The sequence below is a fragment of the Methylobacterium sp. WL103 genome (genome assembly GCF_008039885.1).
GTDB lineage: Bacteria > Pseudomonadota > Alphaproteobacteria > Rhizobiales > Beijerinckiaceae > Methylobacterium > Methylobacterium cerastii.
The window spans coordinates 1-2625 of sequence record NZ_VRUX01000576.1; the positions used below are offsets into that span (position 1 = coordinate 1).

Annotated in this window: 2 protein-coding genes; both read left to right on the forward strand. The window is 69.8% G+C overall.

Features of this window, described 5'->3' with window-relative positions:
- The first annotated feature begins 29 nt into the window (after positions 1–29).
- Positions 30–1340, forward strand: coding sequence for a nucleobase:cation symporter-2 family protein (locus FV222_RS22550; protein ID WP_147815690.1), 1311 nt, complete (start codon positions 30–32; stop codon positions 1338–1340).
- Positions 1341–1368: 28 nt separating this feature from the next.
- On the forward strand, positions 1369–2208 hold the full coding sequence (pucL, locus tag FV222_RS22555; RefSeq protein WP_147815689.1) for a factor-independent urate hydroxylase: 840 nt from the start codon (positions 1369–1371) through the stop codon (positions 2206–2208).
- Positions 2209–2625 lie beyond the last annotated feature (417 nt).

Consider the following 2625-nt stretch of genomic DNA (forward strand, 5'->3'; position numbering starts at 1 on the left):
CCGTTGCGCCGGTCGCCCGGGTCGGCGCCCTGGCGCTCGCGCTGCTGGGCCTCCAGCACGTGCTGGTGATGTATGCCGGCGCCGTCGCCGTGCCGTTGATCGTCGGGCGCGCCCTGAAGCTGGCGCCGGAGCAGGTGGCGATGCTGGTGAGCGCCGACCTGTTCGCGGGCGGCCTCGCCACGCTGGTGCAGAGCTGGGGCCTGCCCGGTGTCGGCATCCGCATGCCGGTGATGATGGGCGTCACCTTCGCCGCCGTGACGCCGATGATCGCCATGGGCGCGAGCCCCGAGATCGGGCTCACCGGCATCTACGGCGCGGTGATCGCCGCCGGGCTGTTCGCGTTCCTGGCGGCGCCGCTCGTGGGGCGGCTGCTGCCGCTGTTCCCGCCGGTGGTCACCGGCACGATCATCCTCGTCATCGGCATCTCGCTGATGCGGGTGGGCGTGAACTGGGCGGCGGGCGGCGTCGGCAACCCGAACTACGGCGCGCCGGTCTTCCTCGGCATCAGCGCCTTCGTGCTGTGCGTGATCCTGGCGATCACCCGCTACGGCACCGGCTTCGTCGCCTCCGCGTCGGTGCTGGTCGGCATCGTCGTCGGCACGCTGGTGGCGGGCGCCTTCGGGCTGGTCGACCTCTCGCACGTGGCGACCGCCGGCTGGTTCGACGTGGTGCGGCCCTTCGCCTTCGGGTGGCCGACCTTCGATCCGGTCTCGGTGGTGACGTTGTGCATCGTCATGGTCGTGGTGATGATCGAGTCGACCGGCATGTTCCTGGCGCTCGCCGAGATCTGCGCCGACCCGGTCGACGAGGCGCGCCTGACCAAGGGCCTGCGCGGCGACGGGCTCGGCACGATGATCGGCGGCGTGTTCAACACCTTCCCCTACACGTCGTTCTCGCAGAACATCGGCCTCGTCGGCGTCACCGGCGTGCGCACCCGCTACCTCGCGGTCGTCGGCGGCGTCATCATGCTCGGGCTCGGGTTGATCCCGAAGCTCGCGGCCCTGGTCGAGGCCGTGCCGCAATGCGTGCTCGGCGGCGCCGGCCTCGTGATGTTCGGCATGGTCGGCGCCACCGGCGCGCGCATCCTCGGCGCGGTCGACTTCGCGCGGAACCGCAACAACCTGTTCATCGTCGCCGTCTCGGTCGGCTTCGGGATGATCCCCCTGGTGGCGCCGAACTTCTTCAAGCAGATGCCGCACGCGCTGCACCCGCTGCTCGAATCCGGCATCCTGCTCTGCGCGATCGCCGCGGTGGCGCTGAACCTGTTCTTCAACGGGCTCGGCAGCCCGGCCGACGCCCGCGACGCCGCCCTGCGCCAGGCCGCCGCCGCCGAGCACTGACGCGTCCAGACCCGAACCGGAGACCACCATGCCGCTCACCGCTTCGACCTACGGCAAGGGCCGCGTCCGGGTCATGCGGTTGACCCGCGCGGGCGACCACCACACCCCGCGCGAGCTCACCCTCACCGTGCTGATGAAGGGCGCCTTCGACGCCGCCTGGACGGCGGGCGACAACCGCGCCTGCGTCGCCACGGACAGCGTCAAGAACATCGTCAACGTCACCGCGGCCAAGAACCTCTCCCTCGACAAGGAGGGCTTCGTCGAGGCCGTCGCCGCCGTGTTCCTCGAGACCTACCCGCAGGTCGAGGAGGTCACGATCGAGGGGCAGGAGACGCGCTGGCTCCGGCACGCCATCGGGCCCGAGCCGCACGGCCACACCTTCACCCTCGACGGCAACGGCACCGGCTTCGTCCGGCTGGTCGCGAGCCGGGGGACGCGCGTGCTGCAATCGGGCCTGCGCGACTTCACCTTCATGAAGACCACGCAATCGGGCTGGTCCGACTTCGTCGACGACGGCTACCGCACCCTGCCCGACACCGCCGACCGCATCGCCGCCACCGCCATGGACGCGACCTGGACCTGGACGCGGGCGCCGGCCGACTACGCCACCGCCAACGCCGAGATCCTCGCCCGGCTGCTCGCGGTGTTCGGCACCACCTACAGCCTCGGCGTGCAGGACAGCATGTACCGGATGGGCGAGGCGGCTTTGGCCGCGATCCCGGAGATCGCCGAGATCGGCTTCGCGATGCCGAACAAGCATTACATCCCGATCAACCTCGCGCCGTTCGGCCTGGAGAACGCCAACACGGTGTTCCTGCCCACCGACGAGCCGCACGGACAGATCGTGGCGACGATCGCCCGAGGGTAGAATTCCGCGCGTCGGGTGCCGAACCGCACGCTTTGGGAAAGAGGCGTGCCAAGTGCCGAATCTGCGGGCATGCGGCACTGCATCATCGGTTAAGACTCTGATCCGGAACGGATTTTTCGGCTATCTTCGTTGCCGCTGACCCACCGCGAGTCGCCCGACCGCGATATTCGCGAAAAATCCGGCTAAAACTTCAGCATTCGCAGCCCTTTCCAAAGGCAGCTCTGGTGAAAATCTAGGATCGATAAGATCGGTCGCCGCGGGCGGCCGACCGGACTCGAACCTCGGACGCCTCCCATGACCGCACGCCTGATCCTCGGCACCGCCCTCGGACTCGCCCTCTCCACCACCGCCTACGCGCAGAGCTTCACCGCCCCCGCCGGCATCCCGGCCGCCCTCGCGCCCGGCGGCCTCGAAGGC